This is a genomic window from Plantibacter sp. Mn2098, from assembly GCF_049319745.1.
Classification (GTDB): Bacteria; Actinomycetota; Actinomycetes; order Actinomycetales; family Microbacteriaceae; genus Plantibacter.
This window is the reverse complement of record NZ_JBMOUH010000008.1, coordinates 157,304-181,661: the sequence shown is the minus strand read 5'-3', so window position 1 is coordinate 181,661 and position 24,358 is coordinate 157,304. Positions and strand designations below refer to the sequence as shown.

General features: G+C 68.7%; 19 protein-coding genes. 9 read left to right on the top strand and 10 right to left on the bottom strand.

Annotated features, from left to right (window positions below; genetic code table 11):
• Positions 1-45: 45 nt before the first annotated feature.
• The 4 genes from ACL9RL_RS13835 to ACL9RL_RS13820 form a co-directional block, all read right to left on the bottom strand.
• On the bottom strand, positions 46-4,155 hold the full coding sequence (locus ACL9RL_RS13835) for a hypothetical protein (RefSeq protein ID WP_422780849.1): 4,110 nt from the start codon (positions 4,153-4,155) through the stop codon (positions 46-48).
• Positions 4,155-4,703, bottom strand: coding sequence for an orotate phosphoribosyltransferase (pyrE, locus tag ACL9RL_RS13830; protein ID WP_422780848.1), 549 nt, complete (start codon positions 4,701-4,703; stop codon positions 4,155-4,157). Before pyrE ends, ACL9RL_RS13835 begins: the two co-directional genes overlap by 1 nt.
• Before the next feature lie 255 nt (positions 4,704-4,958).
• A complete protein-coding gene (gene merB / locus ACL9RL_RS13825; protein ID WP_422780847.1) occupies positions 4,959-5,663 on the bottom strand; it encodes an organomercurial lyase in 705 nt (234 codons plus the stop codon).
• 157 nt (positions 5,664-5,820) lie between these two features.
• Positions 5,821-7,422 carry an amino acid permease gene (locus tag ACL9RL_RS13820; protein ID WP_422780846.1) on the bottom strand — a complete coding sequence of 534 codons (1,602 nt, stop codon included), beginning with the start codon at positions 7,420-7,422 and terminating at the stop codon, positions 5,821-5,823.
• A gap of 345 nt (positions 7,423-7,767) precedes the next feature.
• Here ACL9RL_RS13820 and ACL9RL_RS13815 point away from each other — a divergent pair, with 345 nt between their 5' ends.
• The 6 genes from ACL9RL_RS13815 to ACL9RL_RS13790 all read left to right on the top strand — a co-directional run bounded on the left by ACL9RL_RS13815 (position 7,768) and on the right by ACL9RL_RS13790 (position 14,557).
• Entirely contained in the window at positions 7,768-9,213 is a 1,446-nt protein-coding gene (locus tag ACL9RL_RS13815; RefSeq protein ID WP_422780845.1) for a glutamine synthetase family protein, read from the top strand.
• 43 nt (positions 9,214-9,256) lie between these two features.
• Complete coding sequence (locus ACL9RL_RS13810) at positions 9,257-10,063, top strand: gamma-glutamyl-gamma-aminobutyrate hydrolase family protein (RefSeq protein WP_422780844.1); 807 nt, start codon at positions 9,257-9,259, stop codon at positions 10,061-10,063.
• Complete coding sequence (locus ACL9RL_RS13805; RefSeq protein ID WP_422780843.1) at positions 10,060-11,415, top strand: aldehyde dehydrogenase family protein; 1,356 nt, start codon at positions 10,060-10,062, stop codon at positions 11,413-11,415. The genes ACL9RL_RS13810 and ACL9RL_RS13805 overlap by 4 nt, the downstream gene beginning before the upstream one ends.
• Positions 11,416-11,563: 148 nt before the next feature.
• Positions 11,564-12,352: a 3-oxoacyl-ACP reductase gene (locus ACL9RL_RS13800; RefSeq protein WP_422780842.1), complete on the top strand. Its 789-nt coding sequence runs from the start codon at positions 11,564-11,566 to the stop codon at positions 12,350-12,352.
• 170 nt (positions 12,353-12,522) lie between these two features.
• On the top strand, positions 12,523-13,287 hold the full coding sequence (locus ACL9RL_RS13795) for a FadR/GntR family transcriptional regulator (RefSeq protein ID WP_422780841.1): 765 nt from the start codon (positions 12,523-12,525) through the stop codon (positions 13,285-13,287).
• Between the two features lie 400 nt (positions 13,288-13,687).
• Positions 13,688-14,557 carry an exodeoxyribonuclease III gene (locus ACL9RL_RS13790; protein WP_422780840.1) on the top strand — a complete coding sequence of 290 codons (870 nt, stop codon included), beginning with the start codon at positions 13,688-13,690 and terminating at the stop codon, positions 14,555-14,557.
• 300 nt (positions 14,558-14,857) lie between these two features.
• Here the strand turns inward: ACL9RL_RS13790 and ACL9RL_RS13785 are convergent, their stop codons facing one another.
• Positions 14,858-15,778 carry an AEC family transporter gene (locus ACL9RL_RS13785; protein WP_422780839.1) on the bottom strand — a complete coding sequence of 307 codons (921 nt, stop codon included), beginning with the start codon at positions 15,776-15,778 and terminating at the stop codon, positions 14,858-14,860.
• 268 nt (positions 15,779-16,046) lie between these two features.
• On the opposite strand from ACL9RL_RS13785, the gene ACL9RL_RS13780 reads away from it, so the two are divergent.
• Positions 16,047-17,150, top strand: coding sequence for a Glu/Leu/Phe/Val dehydrogenase dimerization domain-containing protein (locus ACL9RL_RS13780; protein ID WP_422780838.1), 1,104 nt, complete (start codon positions 16,047-16,049; stop codon positions 17,148-17,150).
• 181 nt (positions 17,151-17,331) lie between these two features.
• Here the strand turns inward: ACL9RL_RS13780 and ACL9RL_RS13775 are convergent, their stop codons facing one another.
• Complete coding sequence (locus ACL9RL_RS13775) at positions 17,332-18,351, bottom strand: NADP-dependent oxidoreductase (protein ID WP_422780837.1); 1,020 nt, start codon at positions 18,349-18,351, stop codon at positions 17,332-17,334.
• Between the two features lie 155 nt (positions 18,352-18,506).
• Positions 18,507-18,896 (bottom strand): DUF1304 domain-containing protein, encoded by a 390-nt coding sequence (locus ACL9RL_RS13770; RefSeq protein WP_422780836.1) that lies wholly within the window; start codon positions 18,894-18,896, stop codon positions 18,507-18,509.
• 126 nt (positions 18,897-19,022) lie between these two features.
• Here ACL9RL_RS13770 and ACL9RL_RS13765 point away from each other — a divergent pair, with 126 nt between their 5' ends.
• On the top strand, positions 19,023-19,604 hold the full coding sequence (locus ACL9RL_RS13765; protein WP_422780835.1) for a TetR/AcrR family transcriptional regulator: 582 nt from the start codon (positions 19,023-19,025) through the stop codon (positions 19,602-19,604).
• Between the two features lie 44 nt (positions 19,605-19,648).
• On the opposite strand, the gene ACL9RL_RS13760 is transcribed toward ACL9RL_RS13765, so the two are convergent.
• The 3 genes from ACL9RL_RS13760 to ACL9RL_RS13750 all read right to left on the bottom strand — a co-directional run bounded on the left by ACL9RL_RS13760 (position 19,649) and on the right by ACL9RL_RS13750 (position 22,614).
• Positions 19,649-20,746 (bottom strand): Gfo/Idh/MocA family protein, encoded by a 1,098-nt coding sequence (locus tag ACL9RL_RS13760; RefSeq protein ID WP_422780834.1) that lies wholly within the window; start codon positions 20,744-20,746, stop codon positions 19,649-19,651.
• Positions 20,731-21,465 (bottom strand): ThuA domain-containing protein, encoded by a 735-nt coding sequence (locus ACL9RL_RS13755; RefSeq protein WP_422780833.1) that lies wholly within the window; start codon positions 21,463-21,465, stop codon positions 20,731-20,733. Before ACL9RL_RS13755 ends, ACL9RL_RS13760 begins: the two co-directional genes overlap by 16 nt.
• Before the next feature lie 297 nt (positions 21,466-21,762).
• Positions 21,763-22,614, bottom strand: coding sequence for a DUF1295 domain-containing protein (locus ACL9RL_RS13750; protein ID WP_422780832.1), 852 nt, complete (start codon positions 22,612-22,614; stop codon positions 21,763-21,765).
• 204 nt (positions 22,615-22,818) lie between these two features.
• Between ACL9RL_RS13750 and ACL9RL_RS13745 the strand changes: the two genes are divergently transcribed.
• Positions 22,819-24,321: a DUF6421 family protein gene (locus ACL9RL_RS13745; protein WP_422780831.1), complete on the top strand. Its 1,503-nt coding sequence runs from the start codon at positions 22,819-22,821 to the stop codon at positions 24,319-24,321.
• Positions 24,322-24,358: the final 37 nt, after the last annotated feature.

The window sequence follows — 24,358 nt, the reverse complement described above, 5'->3', positions numbered from 1 at the left end:
GTGAGCCGGGTCGGCTGCGACGGGCTACTGCTCCGGGACGGCTGGCTACGCGACCGCGGGTGACGAGACGGCGAACGCCGCGACGTCAGGCGACACGACGGCCGAGGCATCCACCGACGTCGTCCCGACGGAGGCCGGCGCCGACGACGTCGACGCTCCCGCACCACCGACGAGCGTTCCGAGATAGAACGCACCGAGCATCAGCACCGCGATCGCGAGTCCGACGACCGTCCACAGCAGCCAGCGCGGGACCCCGCGCGGTGCGTGCGCATCATCGACGTACTCGGGGAACGTGGAGTCGTCCGCGGCGGCCTGGCGTCGAGGAGGCGTCGCCTCTCCCGCGGTCGGCGATTCCTCGCGCACCGTACGCCCATCGGGCGAGCTGAAGCCGAGCGCACCCGCGCCGACCGCTGCTCCGGCAAGCCCGGCTGCCCCAACTTCAGCTACCCCAGCAACCCCGGTCGCACCGGGAAGGAACTCGGCGCCGGCAGCGTGCGCGCCGCCGAGGGCAGCATCCGGAGTCGGCTCGTCAGTCGTCTCGCCGTCCGCGAAGTCCTCGACGGGAGCGGTGCCGAACACGGCGGCCGTCGCATCGTCCCCCAGCAGGAGCGGGCCAGAGCCGAACTCCGGAGCCGATGGCGATGCGAACGCCGTCGATGACGACGCGTCAGTCTCCTCTGTCGGCGCCGGCACGACCGGCTCCACGAGTCCGTCCGGCCCGCTTGCGAAGATCGCCGGATCGGTCCCGGCAGCGGCCGCACCTGCGGCGAGCCAGCCGGTCTCGATCGGCGTGAAGGATTCGGAGGTCGGAGTGACGGACTGCTCCGGTTCGACGGGATCGATGCTCGCCGGCACGTCCTCGGACGTCTGCCCGGCAGCGACGTCGACACCGTCGGCTCCGGGGGCAACCGCGTCGGCGTCGGCAGTGTCAGCGGTGGCAGCATCGGCGGCGACGTCACCGCGACGCACAGACGTCCCGTAGGCGGGCGTCGGAAGTGGGATCTCCTCCGCGGGCTCCGCTGGAGAGATGACATCGACCAGGTCGGTGTCCGGCCCCAGATCGAAGAGCGATTCGAGGCGGAGCTCCTCGCTGACGGGCTCCGGCTCAGCGGCAGCGAGGGACGCCGATTCCGCTTCAGCGGCGTCGAGGACGTCTCCGGTGTCCGCTTCGGTCACGGGCGACGCTTCGGGAGCCGGTACGGATGCAGCGGGCTCCGCCGCAGCCGTCTCCAGCTCGTTGGGCGCAGCCTCGGCGGGAGTCTCGGGTTCGTGGGCCGCAGCATCGGCAGCAGCAGCAGCAGCAGCAGCGAATCCGGCGACCGGGGCCGCAGCACTCGCGGGCAACGGAGCCGCGTCGAACTGCACGATCTCGTCGTCGAAGTCGTCGTCGAGTTCCTCGGGATCGATCGCGTACCCGCCGAGGTCGATGACAGGCGCCGCGGTGACATCCGGCGAAGCGGGCGCAATCACGGGTGCAGCCGGAGCGACAGTCTCGTCCGGGGTGGAAGCCTCGTCCGAAGCTGAAGGCTCGTCCGAAGCGACAGCCTCGTCCGAAACTGAAGCCTCGTCCTCGGTCGGAACCTCCGGTGAAACGGTGGGCTCAGCAAGGACCTCAGATGAAGTAGTGCCCTCGGTCGGCACCTCTGCAGCCACGGGAGCGGCAGCCCAGGGCGCGATCAGGTCATCGAACGGCCGTTCCTCGGCTGCGGCCGGCTGTTCGTCGCCGTCCGCGATGCGCGCCTCGAACGGCGTGAGCGTCAGGGTGGGGAAGAGGTCGATCGGCTCGGCGTCGGCTGCATCCGGGCCTCCGACGGCTTCGGTGTCATCGTCACTCGGAGGACCGTCGGACTCGACCTCCGGCTGAGCTTCCGCTACAGCCGCGGCATCGGCATCGGCATCCGGGAGCACGGCTTCCGGAGCATCGATGACTGCTTCGGCATCGACCGGCGGGTCCTGCGTGAGCGATTCGTCCGTCGCGATCGTTTCGTCGCCGACGACGCTGATCGCGCCGGACAGCGGCCCGCTGACGAGGTCGTCCTGCAGCGCTTCCGCGTGCAGGGAGGCGGCCGCGAGGGAGTCGGTGACGGGAGCGTCGATCGCCGTCGTCGCATCGGCATCGTCCGATTGCGCGAGTTCCGAGGGCGATGCCGAGCTGACCGGAGGGAGCACGGGCGGCAGCACCGCCGCATCCCACTGCACGTCCGGCAGTGCGACGGGAGCCGTGGCAGGTGCCGCCTGGACGAGCGGGTCAGGAGCGTCGTTCGGGGCGAGATCCCACACGAACGGCTCCTCGCCGAACGGGCTGGCCGGCTGGGCCGTGGTGTCGACACCGATCGTCGCGATGAGCTCGGTGATCGAGTGCGTCGACGTCGGCTCGTCCGAGTCCTCATCGTCGGCTTCTGGGAAAGTCTTCGCCGCCGCAGCGCCGAACGCGGACGCGGCAGGCGTCTCCGGGACGGTGGTGATCGGGCCGCCGAGGCTGTCGAACGGGCGCGTCTCATCGCTGACCTCGCCGAGGTCGTCTCCGGGATCGGTGCTCGTGAGATCGGTGTCGACGGGGTCGAGCGTGAACGGAATCCCGGATACGACGGGAGCCGTCAGCGCGACGCCTGGTACCGAGGCCACGGCGGTGGAGTCGTTCTCGGCCTCGGTGTCGATGTCGATGTCGATGTCGGTGTCGGTGTCGGTGTCGGTGTCGGTGTCGGTGTCGGTGTCGAACGATGCTGGCGCGTCGACATCCGAGGCTGCTTCATCCACCACGGACGGTTCGGCGACGACCGTCTCGGCCGTAGGCGCGACCTCCGGCTCGGCCGCAGGCGCGAACTCCGGTTCGGCAAGATCCGCAGCATCCGGCTCGACGGCCTCTGCCTCGGCGACCGGCTCAGCCTCGATCGCAGCGGGCTCCGGCTCAGGCGTCTCCACGACAGGCGGACGCAGATCTGCAGGCGTGTCGATGGGGCCGGCATCGGGGATGCCGGCGAAGGTGAATCCGGCCGGCGGGGTGACGACGGCGCCGTCGTCGATCAAGTCGTCGTCGGCGGATTCTGCAAGGCTCCACGACTCGGTCGGCAGGTCCTGCTCGGCCACATCGGCCTCATCGGCCAGTTCGGTCCCAGCCTCGTCTGCGGCGTCAGCCGCGACGGCGGCCTCAGCGTGCGCCGGTGAGCTGTCCTCGATCGACGCCCACGCGATGGGGTCGTTCGAGGCGAGCGCACCGACGATCGGCAGCGCAGCCGTCTCGATGTCCTCGGGCGCCTGGGGTCGACGGAACGCGCTGCCCGGCGCATCGACCGGTGACGCATCGTCTGGATCATCGGCGTTGCCGAGGCTCCACGAACCGTCCTCGATGACGGGTGGAACGGGCACGGGGTTCGTGGGGGTGCGGAACGCGGCGGTCGGTGCGGCGAGGAGCACCGCATCGGTGTCGACGGTGAGTTCGTTGTAGATGAGGCCGCTCGGGTTGGTCGACGCGGCGTCGTCGTCCCTCGGAGCAGGAGCAGCAGTCGGCGCAGCGACCGGGTCGACGCGGCCGGCACCGTCGGCTGCGCCGAGCGGAGGCAGCGTGAGCGCGTTCGGGTGCACGGCGGTCTGAGCTGGTTCCGCAGGGGCGGCGGGCTCGGCTGGCGCTGCGGGTTCAACCGGCGCACTGGACTCGGCAGGCGCTGCGGGTTCGACCGGCTCTCCTGCCGCCTGTTGCTTGGCGGCCAACTGGCTCTGCCACCACGCGAGGAGTTCCGCCTCTGAGGAGAACGCACTCGCGTCGATCGGACCGGTCGTACTGGGCGTCTCGACGGGCACAGCCGATTCGACAGGCACTCCTGGCTCGACAGACACAACCGGCTCGACAGGCGCCGGCGCCGCTGGGATCACCGGGATGACGCGAGTCGCGGCATCGGCCCAGTCTTCGGTGGGCGTGGTCAACCGAGCTGTCTGCGGCTCAGCAGCCTGCTGCTCCGTGACGTGCGGATCGACAGCATCGGCGTCGCTCTCACCGTCGGTCCCGATCGCATCGTCCTGCGCATCCGGACGGACGACGTCGACGGCACCCGTGCCATCGATTTCGTCGTCGCCGAGCTGGGACAGCAGCCAATCGGTGCCGTCCTCGACCTCGTGCGGTTCAGGTGCTCCGTTGCGATCAGAACCGTCGGTGGACATCAGGCGAGTCCCAGGTCTTCCAGGCCGATGGCCGCGAAGTAGGGGTAACCGGCGGCTTCGATGATCTCGCGCGCGCCCGTGTTGCGGTCGACGACCACGGCGACGCCGGCGATGATCGCGCCGACCTTCTTGAGGGCTTCGATCGCGGCGAGCGGCGATCCGCCCGTTGTGGAGGTGTCTTCGAGGACGATCACGCGCTTGCCCTCGAGGTCCGGGCCCTCGACCTGGCGGCCACGACCGTGGTCCTTGGGCTCCTTGCGCACGACGAACGCGTCGTACGTGAGTCCACGCGCTGCGCCCTGGTGCAGGACGGCCGAGGCGATGGGGTCCGCACCCATGGTGAGACCACCGACCGCGAAGACGTCAGGGACGTCGGCGATGAGGTCGATCATCACCTGACCGATCAGCGGGGCGACCCGGTGATCGAGACTGACCTTGCGCAGGTCGACGTAATACGTCGCCTTCTTCCCGCTGGTCAGGGTGAAGTCACCGTGGAATACGGCCTCGGCCGAGATGTAGTCGATGAGCTGGGCTCGTGCATCCGTCACGCCTCCAGTCTACCGGGGCTACCGCTGACACGCCCATTCACCCGTCCGGGGTGGGTTTCGGCCGCCCTCCGCCGTCGATTCCGGCCGCCCATCGTGCACCCCGCTGGGATTCGAGGCTCCCCGTCCAGCCACTCCGTTCCCGTTCGCAATTCAGGAGCGCCCCGGCGTGCCGCGGTCGATCCGCCGGATTCTGCTCCGACACGCCGAGGCGGTCCTGAGTTGTGAACACACCGGGTCAGACCGGATCAGACTGGCTCAGTCCGGGAGGCCCCAGAAGGCGCCGGACAGGCCGACCTCCGCGAAGTATGCGGCAGCGGCGATCGGCTCCCGTCTTGTGTACGGGGAGTCGAGTCGACCCTCGTACCAGCGCGATGCGAGCCGCCACAGCGTCGCGAGGTCGAACACTGACCCGCGTTCGTTCCCCGTCTCGGCGAGCCACGATGCGATGCACACCTCACCGCAGAAGATCCGCTGGTTGCCGCACGCGTGGACGACGTCGTCCCAGATGTGGGTGGTCGGAACGAGGAAGTGGGCGAGCTGGTCGCCGGCCGGCGGCGCTTCGTTCGTGACGGTCCAGGCGTGGGCGGCGCCGCATCCCGGACACGTCGTCGCGACGAGGACACTCGATGCGCCCGGCACGAGGTGCGGGACGGCGAACGAGTCCCACGCGCACCCGCCCCACCAGAGCGTGCGGTCGCCCATCACGCTGAAGCCGAGGTTCGTGGAGGCGAACGGGTGGGCCATCACGATGTCGCCGCGCACGTCGAGCGCGATGTGCCGCTGCTCCGCGAGGCGCGTGAACGCCGCATCGACCACGTCCTCCTGCAGCCCGAGCGCCGTTGCGACGTCCGAGCGATGCGGTTGCGCACCAGTTGTGGCGTACTGGCGGTAGATCGCGAGACGAACGCGTTCCACGAGTTGGGCATCGACATCGGTCAGGGCAGCTGCGGAGATGCTCATGCCTCCACCCTACGGGCGTCCAAGCTCCCGGATCCGTTCGCAATTCAGGAGCGCCTCGGCGCGTCACGCGCGAAACCCGGCGTGTCGCGGACGACACGCCGGGGCGCTCCTGAATTGCGAACAGACGAACGGGTGCGGACGACGTCTGTGGACCGCATCAACGCACGGCGTCGGGCTCCGGATCGTCGACGTCGGCGGAGGTGACGAGTTCGGCCTCTGCGACGACGCCATCGACGCCGTCGGCGGCGAGCAACTCGACCTCGACCTCACCGCCGTACCCCTCGGCCTGCGGGTCGCCGTGGAGTCCTCCGGACACCGCGTACTCCTCCTCAGGGGAGAGGATGAGCCGCTTGCGCCCGTACACGGCGAAGATGAGCAGCATCACGGCGTACACGACGACGATCGCGATGATCGCCGGCAGGAACGTCGGGTTCAGCAGGAAGCCGACGAAGATGAGCGCGGCGATGACGGCTGCGATGACCGCGCCGGGCACGCCCCACGGGCTGCGGTAGGGGCGCTTCGCGTTGGGGAACTTCTTCCGCAGACGCAGGAACGCGACCATCTGCATGAGGTACGCGAGCACGGCGCCCCACACGGCGATGTTGAGGACGATCGCACCGGCGACGCCATCGGCGCCACCGGCTGCATCGACGACGATGAGGGCCACGAAGCCGATGATTGCACCGGCCAGCAACGCCACCCACGGCGTCTGCCGCTTCCCCGTCAGCGAGAGGAACTTCGGGTAGTACCCGGCGCGGGAGAGCGAGTACATGTTGCGTCCGTACGCGAACATGATCCCCTGCAGCGATGCCAGCAGACCGACGAGCGCGAACAGTGCCAGCACGGCGGCCGCACCGTCGCCGACCATCGCCCGGAAGCCGTCGAGCAGCGGTTCGCCGGCGGATCCCGTCGCCTTCGCACCGATGATGCCCGTGTTGAGGAACAGGACGAGCAGGCCGGTCACGATGAGCGTTCCGCGGGCCCAGAATCCGGCCTTCGGAATGTCCTTCACCGGATTGTGCGCCTCTTCTGCGGCGAGCGGCAGCTCCTCGATGCCGAGGAAGAACCACATCGCGAACGGCAGGGCGAACAGGATCGGCAGCACACCGTGCGGCAGGAACGCCGTCTGTCCGGCGTCCGGTGCGATGTCGAACAGGTTCGCCCATGCGAATTGGCCGGAGAAGATCGCCATGACGGAGAAGACGAGCAGGATGCCGATGGAGATGATCGAGACGACGATCGCGAACTTGAACGAGATGTTCGCGCCGGCGGAGTTGAGCGCGATGAACGCCGCGTAGAGGATGATCCACCACGCCCACGACGGCATCGAGAAGCCGAGGAGCTCCGAGGTGATCGCCCCGGCGTACGAGGCGGAGAAGTATACGATGACCGCGGTCGTCGCGACGTATTCGATCGTCTCTGCGAGGCCGGTCACGAACCCGCCCCACGGCCCCATCGCCGCCCGGGAGAAGGAGTACGCGCCGCCCGTGTGCGGCATCGCCGAGGCCATCTCCCCGATGGAGAAGATCATGCCGTAGTACATGGCGACGAGGATCACGAACGCGATGGCCATCCCGCCGAACCCGGCGAACTCGATGCCGAAGTTCCAGCCGGAGAAGTCGCCGGAGATGACGGCGGCGACCGCGAGCCCCCACAGCCCCCACACGCCGGCGGAGCGTTTCAACCGCCGCTTCTCGAAGTAGCCGGCGTCGGCGGTCGTGTAGGTCACGCCCGAGACGTTCAAGGTGTCCTTGGCCATCGTGGGTCCTTTGCGCTCTGGTCGGGAGAGCCCGACGTGCTGGTGCGATTCGGGGGCCGTGCAGTTGCTGGCACGACTATAGAGCCTGCAAAGGTCGCGTGTACATACCTTTGATCGAGTGGATATCAGCTATGCGCCAGAGCCATCAGCCAACAAAGCCCTGCGGAAGCACAGTCCAATCCGCAAAAGTTCACCCAAACTCCCCCACGCGAGGTTCATCCGGTGTGGTGTAATGGTCGAGAAAGGCACCATTCGATCCGTGGCGGCAACGAAGCCCCACCACAGCACCGCACGTTGTAGCCAGGCCGACGGCCGGACTGCGGCAGCGGGACCGAGGAGCAGCCCATGAACCCCAGCACCGCGAACCCCAGCACCGCGAACCAGCACGCAGCGCACGCCAACGTGCACGCCGCCAACACGGCGACCCACCCCCGCTCAGGCAACCTCACCCTCGAAGAACTCACCGCCGCCGTCGAGGCACGCGAGATCGACACCGTGATCGTCGCGTTCACCGACATGCAGGGTCGCCTCATCGGCAAGCGCGTGTCCGCCCGTCTCTTCCTCGAGGACGCGGCGGCGCACGGTGCGGAGTGCTGCAACTACCTGCTCGCGGTCGACGTCGAGATGAACACCGTCGACGGCTACGCGATGTCCAGCTGGGAGCGCGGCTACGGCGACATGGCGATGATCCCCGACTTCAGCACCCTCCGCCGCATCCCCTGGCTGCCGGGCACAGCCCTCGTCACTGCGGACCTGAAGTGGCTCGACGACGCCCCCGTCGTCGCATCGCCCAGGCAGATCCTCATCGCCCAACTCGAACGCCTGGCGGAGCACGGGCTGGTCCCCTTCGTCGGCACCGAGCTCGAATTCATCGTGTTCGACGACAGCTTCCGCGAAGCCTGGGGGAAGGGCTACCGCGACCTCCGCCCCGCGAGCGACTACAACATCGACTACGCCCTCCTCGCCTCGACCCGCATGGAGCCGCTGCTGCGCGACATCCGCAACTCCATGGACGGCGCCGGGATGTACTGCGAGGGCGTCAAGGGCGAGTGCAACCTCGGGCAGCAGGAGATCGCGTTCCGCTACGACCACGCGCTCGTCACGTGCGACAACCACTCCGTGTACAAGAACGGGGCGAAGGAGATCGCCGACCGCCACGGCAAGAGCCTGACGTTCATGGCGAAGTTCAACGAGCGCGAGGGCAGCAGCTGCCACATCCACATCAGCCTGCGGAGCACGGACGGCACCCCGGTGTTCGGCGATGCGGACGGGCCGGACGGCATGTCCAAGGTCTTCCGGCACTTCCTGGCCGGACAGATCGCGGCGATGCGGGAACTCACGCTCTTCTTCGCGCCCAACATCAACTCCTACAAGCGGTACGTCGACGGCAGCTTCGCGCCGACCGCCGTCGCTTGGGGCCTCGACAACCGCACCTGCGCGTTGCGGGTCGTCGGCCATGGCGCCGGCATGCGGGTCGAGAACCGGGTCCCCGGCGGCGACGTGAACCAGTACCTCGCGGTCTCCGCGCTCATCGCGGCCGGGCTGTACGGCATCGAGAACGAGCTGGAGCTGGAGGACGCGTTCGTCGGCAACGCCTACACGGGCGGGGCGCCGCGGGTGCCGTCGACCCTACGGGAGGCGGCCGAGCTGTTCTCGCAGTCCGCCATCGCTCGCGCCGCATTCGGCGACGAGGTCGTCGACCACTACCTCAACTACGCCGCCGTTGAACTCGCCGCCTACGACGCGGCCGTCACCGACTGGGAACGGGTGCGCGGTTTTGAGCGGCTCTGAGACGAACGGTCCAGCCGCCGGGTCGCGGCCTCCCGTCATCGGCGTGACGACCTACCTCGAACAAGCGCAGACGGGGGTGTGGGACGTTCCGGCCTCCTTCCTCCCGAAGGTGTACCTCGACGCGGTGACCGATGCAGGCGGCATCGTCGTCCTGCTGCCGCCGCAGCCCGCGGACCGTGCGGTCGCCGACGCCGTGCTCTCGCGCCTCGACGGTCTCATCGTCTCGGGCGGGGCCGATGTCGATCCCGGGCTGTACGGACAGGTCGCGCACCCGAAGACCGGGCGTCCGCGGACGGATCGCGATGCCTGGGAGGACGTGCTGCTCACCTCCGCCATCGCATCGGAGCTGCCGTTCCTCGGCATCTGCCGCGGTGTGCAGCTGCTGAACGTCGCGCTCGGCGGGACGCTCGTGCAGCACCTCCCCGACGTCGTCGGCGACGACTCCTATCAGCCGGGCGCAGCGGTGTTCGGCCCGAAGGAGGTCGTGGTCGACCAGGGGTCACAGCTCGCAGCCGTCCTCGACGGCGTCGAATCCGAACGCCTCGGCGTGCAGGTCTACCACCACCAGGCGATCGACCGCGTGGCCGACGGACTCGTCGTCACCGCCCGGACCGACGAGGGTGTGATCGAGGCCGTCGAACTGCCTGCGGTCCCGTTCGGGATCGGCGTGCAGTGGCATCCGGAGGAGGATGCGGCCGATCGGCGACTCTTCGCCGGACTCGTCGACGCGGCCCGTCGGCATCGCGATCGGGGCGGCGACCAGCCCCTCGGACAGCCCGTCGAGCCGGCCGCCGACCACCAGCTTCCGTCCACTCCACCGCCAACGACCGATGCGAGGACCACCGCATGAGCTACACGATCCTGAACCCGGCGGACGAATCCGTCGTCACGACCGTCGACCACCTCGGCGTCGATGAGACGGACGAGGCGATCGCGGCGGCCGCCGTCGCCCAGCGCGCCTGGGCCGCCGTCGCCCCCGCCGACCGGGCCGCCGCCCTGCGCCGCTTCGCCGCGGCCGTCGACGGCGACCGGGAGCACCTCGCATCGCTCGAGGTGACGAACTCCGGGCACCCGATCACGCAGGCCAGGTGGGAGGCCGGGCACGTCCGCGACGTGCTCGAGTACTACTCCGCCTCACCGGAACGGCTCTTCGGCCAGCAGATCCCCGTGGCGGGCGGCCTCGACGTCACGTTCCACGAACCGCTCGGCGTCGTCGGGATCATCTCCCCGTGGAACTTCCCGATGACGATCGCCGCGTGGGGCTTCGCCCCCGCCCTCGCCGCCGGCAACGCCGTGGTCCTGAAGCCGGCGGAGTGGACACCCCTCACGAGCATCCGGCTCGGAGAGCTTGCCCTCGAATCCGGTCTGCCGGAAGGGCTGTTCCAGGTGCTGCCGGGCCGCGGATCGGTCGTCGGCGAGCGCTTCATCACCAACCAGACGGTCCGCAAGGTCGTGTTCACCGGGTCGACGGCCGTCGGCAAGCGCATCATGGCCGGCGCCTCTGAGCAGGTGAAGCGTGTGACGCTCGAACTCGGCGGGAAGAGCGCGAACATCGTGTTCGCCGATTCGGATCTGGAACGCGCTGCGGCTTCGGCCCCATATGGCGTGTTCGAGAACGCCGGCCAGGACTGCTGCGCTCGCAGCCGCATCCTCGTCGAACGCTCGGCCTACGACCGGTTCATGGAGTTGCTGGAGCCGGCCGTGCAGGGTGTCGTCGTCGGTGATCCGACGTTGGAGGGCACCGAGATGGGGCCGCTCGTGTCCGCCGCGCATCGTGATTCCGTCCGGTCGTTCGTTCCGGAGGACGCGCCCGTCGCGTTCACCGGGAGCGCGCCGGACGGGCCCGGCTACTGGTTCACACCGACCGTCCTGACCCCCGGCCGTGACGATCGGTCGGTCCGCGAGGAGATCTTCGGGCCGGTCGTGACCGTGCTGCCGTTCGAGGACGAGGCCGATGCGCTGCAGCTCGCGAACGACACCGAGTACGGGCTGTCCGGTTCGATCTGGACGCGCGACGTCGGCCGGGCGATCCGGGTGGCGCGAGGAGTGGAGTCGGGCAATCTGTCCGTCAATTCGCACTCCTCCGTCCGCTACTCGACGCCGTTCGGCGGGTTCAAGCAGTCAGGGCTCGGCCGGGAGCTGGGGCCGGACGCCCCCTTCGCCTTCACCGAGACGAAGAACGTCTTCATCGCCGTCGACTGACCCGCCCGCCGGTCCCTGAGCCCGGCCCCCACGCCGCAACCCCCGGTCCCTGAGCTTGTCGAAGGGCCCACCGGCCTCAGCACCACCACCCGCACTCCCGCACCACCCGCCCCCTGAGCTAGTCGAAGGGCGACAGAGAGGACACCTCATGACCATCACCCCCATCGACCTCACCCAGCGTCTCGCCGGGAAGGTCGCCGTCGTCACGGGCGGTGCCAGCGGCATCGGCCTAGCGACGGCGAAACGGTTCGCCGCAGAGGGCGCGACCGTCGTCATCGGCGACCTCGACCCCACGACCGGTGCGGCGGCAGCAGAGCTCGTCGGCGGGCTCTTCGTGCAGGTGAACGTGACCGATCAGGATCAGGTGAACAACCTGTTCGACACGGCGGCCGCGACGTACGGCTCTGTGGATGTCGCGTTCAACAACGCGGGCATCTCCCCGCCGGACGACGACTCCATCGAGACCACCGAGCTCCCCGCGTGGGAGAAGGTGCAGGACGTCAATCTCAAGTCCGTCTACCTGTGCTCGCGGGCGGCGCTGCGGCACATGGTGAAGCAGGGTCGCGGGTCGATCATCAACACGGCGTCGTTCGTCGCGGTGCTCGGCTCTGCGACATCGCAGATCTCGTACACGGCGTCGAAGGGCGGTGTGCTCGCGATGAGCCGGGAGCTCGGTGTGCAGTTCGCCAGGCAGGGCATCCGCGTGAACGCCCTCTGCCCGGGCCCCGTGAACACGCCGTTGCTGCAGGAGCTGTTCGCGAAGGATCCCGAGCGGGCGCAGCGTCGCCTGATCCACATCCCGGTCGGGCGGTTCGCCGAGCCGGAGGAGCTTGCGGCGGCGGTCGCGTTCCTCGCTAGCGACGACTCTTCCTTCATCACCGGGTCGACGTTCCTCGTCGACGGCGGCATCAGCTCGGCGTACGTCACGCCGGAGTGAGGCGGCTGCCGCGTGCCGGTGCGGACGGCGCATCGGCACGCGGGTGAGCTGCCGGCCGGCATGCGGGTGAGCCGGCTCCGCGCATTCCGCGCATCCTGAACCGTCCGATGGGCCGGCCGTACGATGTCACAACGTCGGCCAGCTGTCGGGCATCGCGAGAGAATGGGGACATGAGCGAAACGCAGGGGGACGAGGTGGCGCCGGGCATCCTGAGCGCCGAGCTCCTGCTGCGCCCCGGGCGAGCGGCGAATGCGTTCGAGGAGACCGTGCAGCGGCTGCTGCAGTCGATCCGGCTCGGGCTCATCGGTCCTGGTGGTCGGTTGCCGGCGGAGCGAGAGCTCGCGTCGATGCTCAACGTCAGTCGGGACACCGTGCGCGATGCGATCGCTGCCCTCACCGAAGCCGGGTACGTCGTCTCCCGCCGCGGTCGGTACGGCGGCACCTTCGTGATGGAGGAGCTGCCGACGAGCACCCCCGTGATGGATGCCGACGGCGATCTCGTGCCGCGCGGCGGGGTGCCGCGGGCCGAGATCGAGGACACGCTCGTGCTGCGCAGCATCCTCGAGGTCGGGGCGGCGCGGGAGGCGGCGCTCTGCAAACTGTCCGGTCCGGATCGCGAGCGGCTCTGGCAGGCGCTGGAGGACTGCCGGTCGTCGGCGCCGGAGGACTATCGCCGCCACGATTCGCGGTTGCACCTGCTCATCGCGGAGCTCGTCGGCGCCCCGAGCCTGTTGCCGCTCGTCGCAGACGCCCGCATGCGCATCAACGAGCTCCTCGACGGGATCCCCCTGCTCGCGGTCAACATCGCCCATTCCGACGATCAGCACGAGGTCATCGTGAAGGCGATCCTGCGCGGCCATCCGGAAGAGGCCGCCCAGGCGATGGCCGAGCACGTCGCCGGTTCAGAGGCGCTCCTCCGGGGCTTCCTGGCCTAGGCCGTCTGGTCTCTTCCCTCCCGCTCCCCTCCCTTTGCCTCTGCCTCTTCCCCAACCCCTCGCGCCCCGCCCCTCCCCGTTCCCGCTCTCTCCCTCTCCCTCCCTGACGTCCAGACGGGTCATCGAGCATAACTCCTTCGATTTCGACGTCGTTCGCGGCAGATCCGCGGAATTCCGGGGATCTCAATCGGCAGGCCGCCGAATCGAAGGAGTTATGCTCGACGACCGGAGCGCGATGCCGGGCAGAACGGGCGGAACGAGTGACAGGATGCCGGGCAGCCAGACGGGCGGCCGGGCCACGGGATGGCGGGGCGCCGGGATGGGCCGTCGGGCAGGCAGCCAGACGGGGCACCGGGACGGCGGGCAGCGGCGAGTCGGGGGCTGCCGGTAACGTGGGGGCATGCGCATCGCCACGTGGAACGTCAACTCGATCCGAACCAGAGTTGGCCGGGTGGTCGATTGGCTCGTACGCGAGGATGTCGATGTCCTCGCCATGCAGGAGCTCAAGTGCCGCGACGACCAGTTCCCGCTGGAAGCCTTCACGAAGGCCGGGTACCAGGTCGAGATGCACGGACTCAGCCAGTGGAACGGTGTCGGCATCGCGAGCCGTCTGCCCATGGAGGACGTGACGATCGGGTTCCCCGACATGCCCGGTTTCGGCAAGCCGCTCCCGCCCACCCTCGACGGCTCCGGCGTCGACCCAGACGGCCTCCCGCTCGAAGCACGTGCGATCGGTGCGACCGTCGACGGCGTCCGTCTCTGGAGCCTCTACGTCCCCAACGGCCGTGCCGTGGACGACCCGCACTACGACTACAAGCTCCGCTGGCTCGCCGCCCTCGAGGCCGACACCCGCGCCTGGCTCGCCGAGAACCCCGGTCTGCCGCTCGCACTCATGGGCGACTGGAACGTCGCCCCGCTGGATTCCGATGTCGGCGACCCCAGTTTCGGCCCAGGCTCCACCCACGTGTCCGCCCCTGAGCGTGCCGCCATCGCCGCTTTTATGGATGCCGGTCTGCAGGACACCGTGCGGCCGTACGTGCCGGAGGGGTACACCTTCTGGGACTACAAGGCGCTGCGGTTCCCGCGCAACGAGGGGATGCGCATCGACTTCATCTACGGGTCGGAGACGTTCGCGGATCACGTGGTCGAGGCGTCGATCCACCGCGATGAGCGCAAGGGCGACAGCCCGAGCGATCACGTCCCCGTCGTCGTCGACCTCGACTTCGAGCTCTCCGAAGAGGGCGACGACACCCCAATGATCTTCGGCTGAGTCGCCCCGATCCCGGCCGCTGCGCCGAGCCCCGCTCCCTGAGCCCGTCGATCCCGGTCCCTGAGCCCGCCGATCCCGGTCCCTGAGCTTGTCGAAGGGCGAGCATAACTCCTTCAATTCGTCGGCCCTCCGATTCGCAACCCCGGAATTCCGGGCTTCTTCCGGAACCGACAGCCAAATCGAAGGAGTTGTGCTCGATGGTGCTGGACGGCTCCGGCGACGAATGGCCGATGGCGTCCGACCAGCAGATGGCCAGACAGGCAGGTCATCCGACCAGCAGATGACCAGGCCAGCAGGTCATCAGGCCAGCAGCGCCGCAACCCCCAGCAGCACGGGCACGGCGAGGATCGTCGTGAGCAGCACGACATCGCGCGCCAACGGCTCCCCCTGCTCGTAGCGCGTCGCGAAGTTGTAGACGTTCTGCGCCGTCGGCAGCGACGCCAACACGACCGATGCGAACAGCGGCGCCCCCACGAGCCCGAACCCGAAGTGCGCGATCAGGAACGCGACCACCGGCATCCCAACAGCCTTCAGCACCGTCCCCACGAGGATCTCGCGCCGCCCACTGCCCGGCCGCAGCGGCCGCATCCCGTGCAGCGACATCCCGAACGCCATCAGGATGAGCGGAACCGCGGCCCCGCCGAGCAGCTCGAACGGCGCCATCACGGGCGTCGGCAGGCGCACGCCGAACAGATTCAGGACGAGGCCGGCGAGCGACGCGATGATCATCGGATTCCGGAACGGCTGCGTCACGATCCCCACGAACGACACCGATCCACGGTGGTAGGCATCGAGGATCGTGAGCCCGATCGGCGCGAAGATGAGCAGCTGCAACAGGATCACGGGCGCGACGTAGCTCGCCGAACCGAGGACGTACACGGCGACCGGGATGCCGATGTTGTTCGCGTTGACGTAGCTGGAGGCGAGCGCGCCGATCGTGACGACCGGCACCGGCCGATGCAGCCACACCGCGTTGACGAGGACGAACAGGGCGGCGGTCGCGAGCGCACTGAGGAAGGCGACCCAGATGACGTCGCTGAACACCTCGTGGAGGTCCGCCGTCACGAGGACCGTGAAGAGGAGCGCCGGGTTGGTGACGAAGAACGCGACCCTGTTGAGGACGTGCGGGGTCGTCGGGCCGCCGATCTCCAGTCGGCCGGCGATGTATCCGACGAGGATCACGACACCGATGATCGCGAATCCGGTCAGCACACCACCCATGCCTCCACCCTACGACCAGCTGGCAATCGCTTGCCGCGGGGCGACATCGGCAGAGATGAATGCGCGTTCGTGCAGCTCGGCATCGCCGGGATCCGCAGGGCGACATCGCCAGTCCACCCGAAGGCAAGCGGCACTTGCGCGCGCCGCCCGGACTTGGTGGAATCACTGTGGACCAGCCCGCGCAACCCGTGGAGCATCCGAACCACCATCACCACCTGCAAACTCCCACCAGGAGCCAGCACCAATCACCCACAAGGAGATCCCGACGATGCCGTCATTCGACCCCTCCGCGTCCCTCGACGCGATGCACAGCCCATCCCTCCCCCACGAACGCCTGCTGATCACCCGCGGCGTCCGCTCGGATCTCACCATCAGCATCGCCCTCCACTCCACGACGCTCGGCCCGGCCCTCGGCGGCGCGCGCGTCTGGCAGTACGACGGATGGATGGACGCCGTCGAGGACTCCCTCCGGCTCGCTGCCGGCATGACGATGAAGAACGCTGCGGCCGGGCTCAGCCTCGGCGGCGGCAAGTCGGTCGTGTTCGTGCCGCGCGGCGTGACCCTCGACGCCGAGCGCAAACGTGCCGCGATGCTCGACCTCGGCGATGCCGTCGAACAACTGGGTGGCGCCTACCTCACGGCGGAGGACGTCGGCACGACGGCCGAGGACATGGCGGCCGTGTCCGAACGCACGGAACACGTGCGTGGGCTGCCGGCCGATCGTGGCGGCGTCGGCGAACCGAGCGATGCGACTGCCGCCGGTGTGTACTCCGCGCTGACGGCGACGCTGGAGACCGCGTTCGGGACGTCGCTCGTCGCCGGGCGTCGGGCGACCGTGTCGGGCCTCGGACAGGTGGGTGGCCGTCTTGCGCGGCGACTCGCAGCGGAGGGCGCGCGGCTCATCGTGACCGATGTGAACCCGGCCAAGCGGGCGTTCGCGGAGGAGATCGGCGCGAGCTGGATCGAACCGGGTGACGAGCACCTCGTCGAGACGGACCTGTTCGTGCCGTGCGGCGTCGGCGGTGCGCTCACGCCGGAGGTCATCGGGGCGTTGCAGTGCCGCGCCGTGGTCGGTGCGGCCAACAACCAGCTCGCGACCCGTGACGGCGCCGAGCTGCTCGCGGCGCGCGGGATCCTGTGGGCGCCGGACTTCGTCGCGAACGCCGGCGGCGTCATCTACCTCGCGATGGCGTCGGAACCGGGAGCGGATGCCGCGGCGATCGCGGCGCGCGTCGCAGACATCGGCCACACCGTGCAGGCCGTCTTCCGCAGTGCGTTGGAGGACGGCGTCACGACGCTCGTCGCAGCCGAGCGACTGGCGATGGCGCGCATCGAGGCCGGGGCGCCGGCGCTCGTCGCAGCGGCGGTCTAGGCCGGCGTCCGCGGTCGGCCCCGCCCATCGAGCACAACTCCTTCGAGCACAACTCCTTCAATTTCGACACGGCCAGATCGAAGAACACCGGAATTCCGGGGATCTTCGATCGGACGCCGACGAATCGAAGGAGTTGTGCTCGATAGTGGGGCGGAGGGCGGGCAGGCAGGCCGGCCGGAGGCTACTCGCCGACGCGGACGACCATCTTGCCGGTGTTGGCGCCGCGCATAAGCGCGAGGAACGCCTCGACCGTGTTGTCGATGCCGTCGAAGACGGTCTCGTCGAAGACGACGTCGCCGGACGTCAACCACGGCCCCATCTCGGCGGAGAACGCCGGGAACCGGTGCGTGTGGTTGCCGATCGTGAACCCCTGCAGGCGCAGGCTGCGCGTCACCAGATTGGACAGGTTCTTCGGTCCGGAGGCCTTCTCCGCCTCGTTGTACTCGGAGATCGCACCGCACAGGGCGGCACGGCCGAAGTCGTTGAAGGCGCCGATCGCGGCCTCGAGGTGCTCACCGCCGACGTTGTCGAAGTACACATCGATACCCTCCGGCGCGGCGAGCGCCAGCTGCTCGGCGACCAGCCCGTCCTTGTAGTTGAATGCCGCGTCGTACCCGTACTTCGACGTCAGCAGGGCGACCTTCTCCGCTGAGCCAGCCGAACCGATGACCCGCTTCGCGCCCTTCAACCGGGCGATCTGACCGACCATCGTCCCGACGGCCCCGGCAGCACCTGACACGAACACCGTGTCGCCTTCCTTGAAGCCGGCGATGTCGAACAGTCCCACGTATGCCGTGAGCGCCGTCATCCCGAGCACACCGAGGTACGCGGACAACGGGACGCCGGGGATCTCGGGGACCACGCGGAAGCCGGCGGCATCGGCCTGGACCAGATCGCGCCAGCCGTGCTGGTGCACCACGACGTCGCCGACCGCGACCGAATCCGACGCGCTGGCGACGACCCGGCCGACCGCACCACCCGTCATCGTCTCGCCGAGCACGTACGGCGGCGTGTACGACTTGACGTCGTTCATCCGCCCGCGCATGTACGGGTCGACGGAGAGGAACACGTTCTGCACGCGCACCTCGCCCGGCGCGAGCTCGGGGAGTTCGATCCGGACGGTCCGGAAGTCCGCCTCTGTCGGCCAGCCGACGGGGCGGGCGGCGAGCTGGATCTGGGTGCTGAGCGATGGGACGGTCATGCTGGTGTCCTTTCCGGACGGTGGAGCGGATGGAGCAGGATGCGCGAGATGCGGAAGCAGGATGCGCGAGATGGAGCGCAGGATGCGCAGGATGGAGCAGGATGCGCGACACGGCGCAGGACGCGCAGGACGCGGAAGCAGACCGCGCGGAACGACTACAGGGTGAGCGCGACCGCGAGGAAGATCACGCCGAGCGCCGGGGCCGTGCCCTGCAGGAGGGCTGAGCGCAGCATCGAGCGGTTGGAGATGACGAGGACGAGCGCGGCGAGCGCCATCGATCCAGCACCGGTGAAGATGAGCGTCGCGCCGATCACGGTCTGTCCGGCGAGGATGAAGACGATGCCGAGGAGCGCTGCGATGGCGAGGAACAGGTTGTAGAACCCCTGGTTGAGGGCGAGCGGCCGGGTGATGGCGGCTTCCGTCTCCCCCTGGATGCCGAAGGTCTTCCAGGTGGATGGCTTCATCCATCGCACCGATTCCAACACGAAGATGTAGAGGTGGAGGAGGCCGGCGATGCCGACGAGGATGAGGCTTGTGGCCAGCATGCGAGTGGTCCCGTTCTGTAGGCGGTTGGTGGTGGAATCGAGGGGTGCCTTATTCTGCACCGATAGGTACACTATATTTGTGCAACGATCAGTTCACAACCCCGCATCGCTCGAAAGGACCACGTGATGGGCCGCACACAGGAATTCGACACCGTCCAGGCCGTGCAGTCCGCGCGCGACGTCTTCTGGGACCGCGGCTACGAAGCGACCTCGCTCGCCGACCTCGAAGCGGCCACCGGCGTCGGCCGATCGAGCCTCTACCACGCGTTCGACAACAAACGCGGGCTGTTCGACGCCGCGGTGCAGGACTACCTCGACACCGTCATCCGGCCACGCCTGCGGGTCCTCGCGGCGGCCGAGAACGGACGCGAGGGACTGACGGCCTACTTCGGTGGGATCGCCGCCGTCATCGCATCACTCCCCGCGGACTCCCCCCGACGCGGCTGCCTGCTCCTCAACAGTGCCGCCGGTCTCGCCGGGCACGATGAGGCGCTGCGGCTCGTGGTCGACGACTACCGGCTCGAACTCACCAACGCCGTCGCGGACGCACTCCGCCTCGCCCGTCCGGAAGCGGACCCGGCCGATGTCGCCGCAGAGGCGCGCCTGCTCACCTCGCTGTCGGTCAGCGCACTGCTGCTCGCGCGGGTCAACGGCGAGGAGGCCGTCGCGATCCTCGGCATCGCCGTCGACCAGGTCGCTCGCTGGTAGCGCCCGCCACTCTCCGGACGGTTCTCTGACAGCCGCTCCGCGCGCTACCAGGTCGCGGGCGTGGAACCGAGCGGGACGATGTCCGGGCGTTCGACCGTGCTCGACAGCTCGACCGTCGACGCCGATCGGCCGGCGCGGACGACGGCGTCCATGATCTCCAGCACATGGAACGCGAGCTCCCCCGATGCGCGATGCGGACGGCCGGTCTCGATCGCGCGGGCCATGTCCGCCAGCCCGAATCCGCGACCGGCATCCGCGTACCCGGCCGACACCGGGACAACACTCCACGACGGATCGTCACGCGTGTAGACCTCGACGTCGCCGTCGAAGGTGTTCGGGTCAGGCAGCGAGATCGTGCCGAGCGATCCGTAGACCTCCAGCATCGGCGCCCTCGTCGCCCACAGTTCGAAACTCATCGTCACGGTGCTCGTCACGCCGGAGCGGTGGGTGAGGATCGCGTTCACGTGGGTGTCGACGTCGACCTCGATCTCCGCACCTGCGGACGGCCCGGTCTCGATCGTCCGCTTCCGCGTCGACCTCCCCACACTGCCGCTCACGCGCACGACCGGCCCGAGCAACGACACGAGCGACGTCAGATAGTACGGACCCATGTCGAACAGCGGCCCACCACCCGGCTGATAGTAGAACCGCGGCGCCGGATGCCATACCTCGTGCCCGGGAGCGGCCCAGAACGCTGCGGCGCCGACGGGCTCGCCGATCCGACCCGAGTCGAGCACCTCGCGCGCCGTCTGCACACCGGTCCCGAGGACCGTGTCCGGCGCGGAGCCGACACGCAGACCCGTCGCGGCGGACAGCTCCAGGAGCGCCGTCGCCTCGGCGGGCGCCAAGGCGAGCGGCTTCTCCGCGAAGACGTGCTTGCCGGCCTCGAGCGCACGGGTGTCGATGTCGACGTGCGCAGCCGGGATCGTCAGGTTCAACACGGCGTCGATGCTCGGGTCCGCGAGTAGCTCGTCGACCGTGAGCGAGCGGACCCCCTGCTCGGCAGCGACCACGGCGGCCCGTGCCTCGTCGAGGTCGGCGACCGCGACGAGTTCGAGTCCGGGGAGCGAGGGGAACGAGGCGAAGTACGCCTCACTAATCTTGCCGACGCCGATGACGCCGATCTTCAACGGCTGGCCCACACGAGCCCCCTTTCGATGATGGTGCGGAGTGACGGGTGCGCGAGGTCGTCGAGGTCGTGGCCGGGGGTCGCGACGAACACGCGTCCAGCACCCCACCGCCTCGTCCAGACCGCCGGGCACACGATCGGCCGACTCCACGGATCATCGGGCCTGGCCGCGATGGTCGTCGTCGCGAGCACGTCGTTGTAGTCGTCGGTGAGGACCCAGTACTGCTCGGTGTCGAGCGTGAAATCGTCGATTCCGGCGACGATCGGATGGGCGGCCTGCGCCGGGACGATGTCGATCGTGTGGACCAGATCGTTGTCCGTGCCGTCACCCAGCCGCTCGGCGAGAGGCCTGGCCGGATGATCCGCGAATTGCCCGCCGACGAGCTGCAGGTACTCGGTGCTCGACCGATAGGAATCCGCGATGCCGCCGTGCCAGCCCGCGAAACCGGTGCCGGCCCGCACGGCCGCGATGAGCCCGAAGAGCGCGTCCTGCTCGATCGTGTCCATCGTGTTCGACTGGACGATGAGATCGGTCGCCGCCAGAATCGCCTGATCGGCGTACACATCCGATGAATCTTCGACCCTGACGTCGAATCCGGCCCCTTCGAGGAACGGGATCACCGAGTCGGTGGTCTCGACGGGCTGGTGCCCATCCCATCCACCACGGACGATGAGCGCCCGCCGCGATCCGGTCTGATTGGCTCCCCGACTGGGGTGTTCGTCATCGAACATGCTTCCTCGCACTTCTGTTTCGGTCGACGGCAAGCCTAGGACCACACGCGCCCGATGCGATACCCGGACGCGCAATGTGTCACCGCATTCCCGGAAACATCAGTTCATTGGCGTCTTGCGCCGTCGGCCCCTGAGCTGTCGACCCCGGTCCCTGAGCCTGTCGAAGGGCCCGACCCACCGACCCCGGTCCCTGAGCTTGTCGAAGGGCACTTCGACAGGCTCAGTGACCGGTCTTCACGTCAGTGACCGCGCTCCACCTCAGTGACCGCGCTTTACCTCAACGACCGGACTCCGCCCTCAAGCCGCAGGACTCGGCGACGCCGACTGCTCAGGACGACGCGACGGCCACGGCACGAGCGGCGACACCCGCCGCTGGTACTCGGCGTACTCCGGGTACCTGCTCTTCGTGATCGACTCGGTGAACACGGTCGAGCCGATGAAGAGCAGCGTCAGCAGGAAGGCCCCGAGGACCGTCCACTGGATGACGCTGCCAGCGGCTGCAGCGCCGATGAAGAAGAAGATCCACCACTGCGCCTGCTCGAAGAAGAAGTTCGGGTGACGCGACCACGCGAAGAGGCCCGTCTGCAGGAATCGAGGCTGCGGCGTGCTGCCCGCATCGTCCGGTCCCTGAGCCTGTCGAAGGGTTCGCTTCCACGCGTGGAAGTTCCACTGCTGCTGATCCGCGATCGTCTCCCCGACGAGCGCCCCCAGGAACAGGACGAACAGGACGATGTCGAGCGGCCCGATCGGCGTCTGGTGCTCCCATGCCGTGAACGCCGGCAGTGCGATGAGCAGGATGATCGCGTTCTGGTACAGCGTGATGAACAGGAGGTTGAACACCTGGAACTGCCACGGCTTCATCCGGCCGCGCAGCACCGCCCAGCGGTAGTCCTCGCCGCCGCGCGCGTAGCCACCCTTGCGGGCGAAGTTGTAGGTGAGCCGGATCCCCCACAGCGTCGCGAGGATCGCCATCACGACCAGTCGCGGGTCGCTCAGCCCGGTCGATGCCGCGAACACCCACACGTAGATGATGGGCAGGATCGACCACAGACGGTCCACCCACGAGTGCTCGTTCGTGATGAGGGACAGGATCCACACGAGCGCCGAAGCTCCACCGGCGATCCAGATGCACAGCAGCAGAGGAGTCATACGGCGAGCATACGCCCACAGCCCACTCACAGTTCCGTAGCGTGATCAGCCGAATCTTGCAGCAAAGCCGCCCATCACGCAACGAATCGCCGCATGGTCCCCACGTACGCTCGAAGGACACCGCTCTGCCCACCGTTGACGCAGCACGCGAAGCCGGACGGGCACCGCATCCACACGAGTTCACCTTCCGGAAGGAGGTTCACCATGTCGTACGTCGCCAGCAGCACCCAGAGCATCGTCGGAGAGCCGGAGGTCGTCGAGGACGACGCGATGGTCGCAGCAGTTCCCGAAGCGGCTGCCGAGGCAGCGCCCGCCGAGGCCGCCGCCGCTGTCGGGACGCACCCGGCCTGGCTGGACCTCAAAGCGGCAGCCGTCGCCTTGCAGGCCGTGCAGGCGAAGGATGGCTCCGTCCCGGAGACGTCGGATCACGATGCGGCCCGCCGGGCCGTCGGCACGATCACGGCAGCCGTCCAGGACCTCGCACCGCTCTTCCCGCACGACGCGGAGTACCTCGCAGCCCTCATCGTCGACTTCGACCGATGGGCGGCAGCGGACTTCAGCGTGCCGGACTTCCACGATTCGCTCGTCGCGTTCCACCCGGAGCACCACCGCATCGATGGCCTCCGCCACCTGGTCGTGTTCCCGATGGTGACGCAGAACGGCTCGTCCAACCGGTTCGTCGAGGCCGTCCTCGTCGAGGTCATCTGGCCGGAGTTCATCGCAGCCCTCGAAGCCGGCGACTACTCCAATGCGCTCTTCGTGCCGATCCGGTTCATCGATTTCACCCCCGGGTACGACACCAACTCGGCCGTCCTGTTCCCGGAGACGGTGGCGATGCGCGCCATCCCGAAGTTCACCTGGGGTGCGATCTTCCAGGACCGCGAGGCCGCGAGGTACCGTCGCGTCGTGCGCGCGGCGGCCGACATCACGAAGCTCGAACTGCCGGCGGACGCAGCGCTGCTCCTCGACGACCAGCGCCTGGCCGAGGAGACGTTTGTGATGTGGGACCTCATCCATGACCGCACCCACATGCGCGGAGACCTGCCGTTCGACCCGTTTATGATCAAGCAGCGCATGCCGTTCTTCCTCTACTCGCTGGAGGAGTTGCGCTGCGATCTCACGGCGTTCCGCGAGGCGGTGCGCCAGGAGCGCGAGCTCACGGCATTGGCCGCATCATCGGTCCCTGAGCCCGTCGAAGGGCCCACCACCCTCACCGACTCCCAGCAGTCGATCCTCGACCACGCGAAGCTCGTCCAGTACGCCGTCATCTTCGACCGCATCTTCCGGTTCGCCATCACCGGCACGCGCGTCCGCAACTACGACGGTCTCGGCGGGCAGCTGCTGTTCGCGTGGTTGCACCAGCACGATGTCCTGCACTGGACGGACACGCAGCTCACGATCGACTGGGACGAGGTGCCCGATGTGGTCGTGCAGCTCGGCGACGCGATCGACGAACTGTACTGGCGCTCCATCGATCGCCCGAAGATCGCGCACTGGCTGGCCGCCTACGAGCTCGTCGCGACGACGGTGACGCCGCATCCGGCGTCGGCGTGGGCCCGTGGCCTGTCCGACGAACTCCTGCTCGGTCCGCCCCGCGGCCTGACGGACGCCGTCCTCGACGACGAGTTCCCCCTGTCGATGTTCTACGAGGCCCTCTCCAAGAAGATGGCCGACACCATCGCCTCCACCACCGGCATCACCGCCTAGCCTCAGCCCGCGAGGGGTCGCGAATTGCGGGTGTCGC

Excerpts from the sequence above, each read along its gene's own strand:
- ACL9RL_RS13745 (WP_422780831.1), top strand. The coding sequence starts at position 22,819 with ATGTCGTACGTCGCCAGCAGCACCCAGAGCATCGTCGGAGAGCCGGAG.
- merB (WP_422780847.1), bottom strand. The coding sequence starts at position 5,663 with ATGAGCATCTCCGCAGCTGCCCTGACCGATGTCGATGCCCAACTCGTG.
- ACL9RL_RS13805 (WP_422780843.1), top strand. The coding sequence starts at position 10,060 with ATGAGCTACACGATCCTGAACCCGGCGGACGAATCCGTCGTCACGACC.
- ACL9RL_RS13795 (WP_422780841.1), top strand. The coding sequence starts at position 12,523 with ATGAGCGAAACGCAGGGGGACGAGGTGGCGCCGGGCATCCTGAGCGCC.
- ACL9RL_RS13770 (WP_422780836.1), bottom strand. The coding sequence starts at position 18,896 with ATGCTGGCCACAAGCCTCATCCTCGTCGGCATCGCCGGCCTCCTCCAC.
- ACL9RL_RS13755 (WP_422780833.1), bottom strand. The coding sequence starts at position 21,465 with ATGTTCGATGACGAACACCCCAGTCGGGGAGCCAATCAGACCGGATCG.
- ACL9RL_RS13785 (WP_422780839.1), bottom strand. The coding sequence starts at position 15,778 with ATGGGTGGTGTGCTGACCGGATTCGCGATCATCGGTGTCGTGATCCTC.
- ACL9RL_RS13765 (WP_422780835.1), top strand. The coding sequence starts at position 19,023 with ATGGGCCGCACACAGGAATTCGACACCGTCCAGGCCGTGCAGTCCGCG.
- ACL9RL_RS13780 (WP_422780838.1), top strand. The coding sequence starts at position 16,047 with ATGCCGTCATTCGACCCCTCCGCGTCCCTCGACGCGATGCACAGCCCA.
- ACL9RL_RS13815 (WP_422780845.1), top strand. The coding sequence starts at position 7,768 with ATGAACCCCAGCACCGCGAACCCCAGCACCGCGAACCAGCACGCAGCG.
- ACL9RL_RS13750 (WP_422780832.1), bottom strand. The coding sequence starts at position 22,614 with ATGACTCCTCTGCTGCTGTGCATCTGGATCGCCGGTGGAGCTTCGGCG.
- ACL9RL_RS13790 (WP_422780840.1), top strand. The coding sequence starts at position 13,688 with ATGCGCATCGCCACGTGGAACGTCAACTCGATCCGAACCAGAGTTGGC.
- ACL9RL_RS13835 (WP_422780849.1), bottom strand. The coding sequence starts at position 4,155 with ATGTCCACCGACGGTTCTGATCGCAACGGAGCACCTGAACCGCACGAG.
- ACL9RL_RS13820 (WP_422780846.1), bottom strand. The coding sequence starts at position 7,422 with ATGGCCAAGGACACCTTGAACGTCTCGGGCGTGACCTACACGACCGCC.
- ACL9RL_RS13800 (WP_422780842.1), top strand. The coding sequence starts at position 11,564 with ATGACCATCACCCCCATCGACCTCACCCAGCGTCTCGCCGGGAAGGTC.
- ACL9RL_RS13775 (WP_422780837.1), bottom strand. The coding sequence starts at position 18,351 with ATGACCGTCCCATCGCTCAGCACCCAGATCCAGCTCGCCGCCCGCCCC.